The sequence below is a fragment of the Coprococcus sp. ART55/1 genome (assembly GCF_000210595.1).
In the GTDB taxonomy this organism is placed as follows: domain Bacteria; phylum Bacillota; class Clostridia; order Lachnospirales; family Lachnospiraceae; genus Coprococcus; species Coprococcus aceti.
On the sequence record NC_021018.1, the window covers coordinates 1,004,118 to 1,008,720 of the forward strand.

The window sequence follows — 4,603 nt, forward strand, 5'->3', positions numbered from 1 at the left end:
GTACTTCCTGCACACTGTATTCTGTTATTTTGAGGCCAAATTAATAAAGGTTGTACGCAAGCAACATTTTCAAGCATTAATGCATCAAGCATTTTACTAAAACATTCCTTTTCAGCAAAAACATCAGTATTAATAAAGTATAAGATATTGTTTTGAGCTTGTTTAACTGCATAATTATTTGCTTTTCCATATCCCAATTTTTTGTCAGAAATATATACCTTTATATTAGGGGTTTGTTTACTCAAATTTTTTATATAGGTAATAATATTGCAGTTTGTAATAGCATCTAAAATAACTATTATTTCTGAATTTAGAGCAAATTCATCTTGTAATAAGTGTTCAAAAAAATTATTTAACATTTCAAAAGAAGAATCTATTGAAATAATAAAACTAACATCCGTTTTCATATAAATTTTCTCCTTTAAATAAAATTTATTTTCATAATGAAGATAAAGGGAAATATACAAGAATATATTGATAATACTTGATTATCCGTATAAATACCACCGCTGCCGAGGTTGATTAAAGGCGCAAAATGAAAACAAAGCATATCCCTCGAAAGATAATATGCTTTGCTTACATAACTAAATATTAAAATTATTTCTCGGATGTTTAGTTGCCAAAATACTTCGCTGTTTAGCCAACGCAACGTGAGTATAAATCTCAGTGATGTTGATGGAGCTGTGCCCCAGCATTTCCTGAATATAGCGGATGTCCACATCAGCTTCCAGCAGACTGGTTGCAAAAGTATGTCTGAACATATGTGGAGTTATGTGTAGATCGATTGCGGCAAGAGCGGTATATTTATTTATCATTCTGCGGACAGTCTGATCGGTCAGTGACCGACCGGATTGATTTGCAAAGAAGTGATTGCAATTCATTATCTCGGAATGAAAATCAACTTCATATTTGTTCAGTATACTTATGACAGACGGATTTCCTATCTGAAGTCGGCGCTCTTTATCACCCTTGCCATATATAAGGATGCTTCCATCGTACAGGTTGATATCGTTGACTTTCAGCGCACAGAGTTCAGAAATTCGCATGCCGGTTGCAAATAAAAGTTCAATAACGGCTGCGTCTCTCAGAGAATTCCTTCTTTGATAGATAGTTTTGGCACAATTAAGCTGTTCATAAATGGTGGACAAAATTGTTTCAACGGTGCGAAGTGGAATGGTCTTGGGCAATATTACGGGCTCTCGAAATTTGATCTGCAGTTTATTGAACGGATTTCTATCCAGGATTTCCTTGTATTCAAGATAGTGAAAAAATGCTTTTGCAGATGCAATTTTACGTTTTACGGTCTTGGGCTTGTATTTATTATGAAGTTCACCGATGTAATCCTCCAATATACTGGTGGAAACGTTGGTGATGTCAGATGAGCAAAGATAGTCTGAGAATTGCTTTAGATCGATCTTATACGCTTTCAGAGTTTTTTCATCAAGGCATTTCTGTTTACCACAGTATTCCAAATAGTTTTTTATCAATGTTTGCATGTTGTCCATAGTTGATCTCCTTTGTATGTATTTGTCAGAATTATATGGTACAGGAAAAATGTAGGAAAGTAATTGAGACTGCTAAATATGGCGTAAATAATCAAAAATACGGGAATCAAGTAGTGCTTAAGGTGTAACTATGATAAAATTATTATGGTAATTGTGAAGATATCAAACATGTTTGTGAAGATGGAAGTGAATATTGGAGTGCGAGAGAACTTGGCCCGGCACTTGATTATGTACAGTGGAGAAATTTTGAAAAGGTAATAAAAAGAGCGATGATTGCATGTGAGAATAGTGGACATAGGGTTTCTGACGATTTTGCTGAGGTCAGCAAAATCGTTGAAGCAGGAATTACGTCGAAACCAACAAGAGATTACGAATTATCCCGATATGCATGTTATTTGGTAGTACAGAATGGAGATCCACGTAAGGAAGTCATAGCTTTAGGTCAGACATATTTTGCAATACAGACATACAGACAGGAAGTCGCTGATCATTTTAATGAGTTGGATGAGGATAATAGGAGACTGGTGGTTTGGGGCGATATCAAGCAGTGGAATCAGATGTTGGCAGAGACTGCTCATAATGCTGGAGTAATAACAAATGAAGAATTTGCTTTTTTCCAAAATGCAGGTTATATGGGTCTGTATGGAGGACTTGATGTAGACGATATCCATTCAAGAAAACAGTTAGAAGTTGGGCAAAAAATACTTGACTATATGGGAAGTACGGAGTTGATCGCAAACTTGTTTCGTATATCTCAGACAGAAGAAAAGTTGAGGAAAGACAAAATACAAGGCGCTGATAAGGCAACATCAGTTCATTATAATGTTGGAAAAGAAGTGCGCACTGCCATAGAAAAGATTGGTGGCACGATGCCTGAAGATCTTCCAACGCCAGAAAAAAGTAATTCAACAGATCGAGAAAGAACAAATGGAACGATTAAAGTTGAAGGCGAAGAAAGGAAAGCTAATGCTTGATGAATGAGCGCTGGACTATTTGGCGATATTGGAAAGCACAAGCATTATATGTCCTGACCAGACATTTACTCAGAATTTACTCTCAGATGGTGTTGACATTTACAGAAATAAGTCTGGTATATGTTCGATATGAAGTATGATATTGGAGGATAGATATGGGCAGTTATGTAATATCGGACATCCACGGATGCTATGACGAGCTGATCCGGATGCTTGAGAAGATAAATTTGGGAGACAGTGACACTCTGATATGTGCGGGAGATTATATAGATAAGGGGCCAAAGAACGCCGAGGTGCTGGAATGGATAATGAATGTCCCGCCAAATGTCATTCTGCTGCGTGGCAATCACGATGAGGACTTTGCACAGAATATAGAGGCGATGAGGATCATCAGCTATAAAATGGATCTTGACAGGGATAGCCTGCAGGACACGAAAACTATGTACCAGTCGATGAAAAAGCTTGCGAAAAAAGATGACTGCGTAAAGTTTGACCGCTGTGAGACGGTATATGAGCTGATAGAATCCGGATATACTTTCGCACAGCTTTGCACATGGGCGGACCGGATAAAGAGCATGCCGTATCTGTATGAGACGGAAGTGTCTGACAGAAAATGCATAGTAGTCCATGCCGGATACATCAGGAGACTTGATACGCCGGAACTTAAGGCCATGTATAGCTCAAGGGAAGAGTTCTATATGAATGCCAGGGGTGATGGATTTACAAATGGCGGCATCATGCACGGCATGGTAGTGGCGGGGCATACTCCTACGACCAAAGAGGAAGAATTTGCATATAATGATGGATGGGTATTTCGTAAGTATGATGAGGAGAGAGATTTCTTGTTCTATGACATAGACTGTGGATGCTGGATGAGAAACATAGGAATAAAGAACGCCAGACTTGCATGTTTCAGGCTTGAGGATGAAAAGGTGTTTTATGTGTGAGGTTGTGAAGTCCTGAATTAGTGGACTTCACAAATTTTTCACAAAATTTATTAGCACTCTGTGTTGACGAGTGCTAACAGAAGTGGTATAACATAATCAGTCAAAGGAAAGAGCTTCTAAATAGAAATTAACGATAAGCCTTGAAGCGATCCTTTGAAAAGGAAACGAAATTATTAACATGTATATACCTGATGCGATAAAGGCAGAGGGGATAGATATTGGAAGGAGAGATGACTTATGTTAATGCCTAGTATTATTGGAGATAGCTTTTTAGATGATTTCTTTGGATATCCTGAGAGGACTTATACAGCACCAAAGCAGACGCAGATGAATGGATTTATGCAGGCTGATGTAGCCGAGAGCGAGGATGCCTACACAGTTGAGATGAATCTTCCAGGAGTTAAGAAAGAGAATGTGAAGATTGAGCTCAAGGATGGATATCTGATCGTGAACGCTTCTACAAAGAGTGAGACCACAGAGGAAGATAAGAAGACAAAGTATATCCGCAAGGAGCGTTACAGTGGCTCAGGTAGCAGAACTTTCTATGTTGGCAAGGATCTGACTCAGGAAGATATCAAGGCCAAGTTTGAGGACGGAGTGCTTAAGCTCACAGTTCCAAAGATTGAGAAGAAACCGGAAGAGCCAAAGTCAAAGTATATAACAATTGAATAAATATACGATAGATGATTACTTTCATTTGTATATAAAAGTCCGGCACAGGAACCTCCCTCCTGTGCCGGATTTTTTGTGGCGTCATTGTTGATTGACAACCTTAACTCACAGATTATAATGGGAATAAGCATAATTACAAATAAGACAAGGAGATGTATGACATGAGATACAAGGCAGCGATATTTGATATGGATGGAACAATACTCAATACTCTTGAGGACCTGACAGACAGTACAAACTATGCACTTGCTCATCATGGATTCCCTGAGAGAACTATAGATGAGGTTAGAAGATTTGTTGGGAATGGCATACGAAAGCTCATTGAGAGAGCTGTGCCGGCGGGAACTGATGTGGCAACGATAGATAAGGTGTTTGATACATTTGCTTCTTATTATAAGGAGCACAGTGCAATCAAGACCAGACCATATGACGGAATACATGATGCTATAGCAAAGCTCAGGGCAGCAGGTGTGAAGACTGCGGTTGTGTCCAACAAGGCAGATTT

6 protein-coding genes are annotated in these 4,603 nt (G+C 38.5%); 4 read left to right on the forward strand and 2 right to left on the reverse strand.

All coding sequences use genetic code 11. The features are described from left to right. Both CCU_RS04695 and CCU_RS04700 read right to left on the reverse strand, forming a co-directional pair. On the reverse strand, positions 1–407 hold a 407-nt coding region (locus CCU_RS04695; RefSeq protein WP_208895994.1), incomplete at its 3' end, for a glycosyltransferase family 2 protein. 177 nt (positions 408–584) lie between these two features. Next, positions 585–1,505: a tyrosine-type recombinase/integrase gene (locus tag CCU_RS04700; protein WP_015533763.1), complete on the reverse strand. Its 921-nt coding sequence runs from the start codon at positions 1,503–1,505 to the stop codon at positions 585–587. A gap of 161 nt (positions 1,506–1,666) precedes the next feature. Here CCU_RS04700 and dinD point away from each other — a divergent pair, with 161 nt between their 5' ends. From dinD to CCU_RS04720, 4 genes are all read left to right on the forward strand, one after another. Beyond that, a complete protein-coding gene (gene dinD / locus CCU_RS04705; protein ID WP_208896350.1) occupies positions 1,667–2,479 on the forward strand; it encodes a DNA damage-inducible protein D in 813 nt (270 codons plus the stop codon). 155 nt (positions 2,480–2,634) lie between these two features. Next, complete coding sequence (locus tag CCU_RS04710; RefSeq protein WP_015533765.1) at positions 2,635–3,426, forward strand: metallophosphoesterase; 792 nt, start codon at positions 2,635–2,637, stop codon at positions 3,424–3,426. Between the two features lie 237 nt (positions 3,427–3,663). Continuing rightward, positions 3,664–4,098, forward strand: coding sequence for an Hsp20/alpha crystallin family protein (locus CCU_RS04715; RefSeq protein ID WP_022215836.1), 435 nt, complete (start codon positions 3,664–3,666; stop codon positions 4,096–4,098). Positions 4,099–4,259: 161 nt separating this feature from the next. Continuing rightward, a partial coding sequence (locus CCU_RS04720; protein WP_243440860.1) for an HAD family hydrolase occupies positions 4,260–4,603 on the forward strand: 344 nt, incomplete at its 3' end.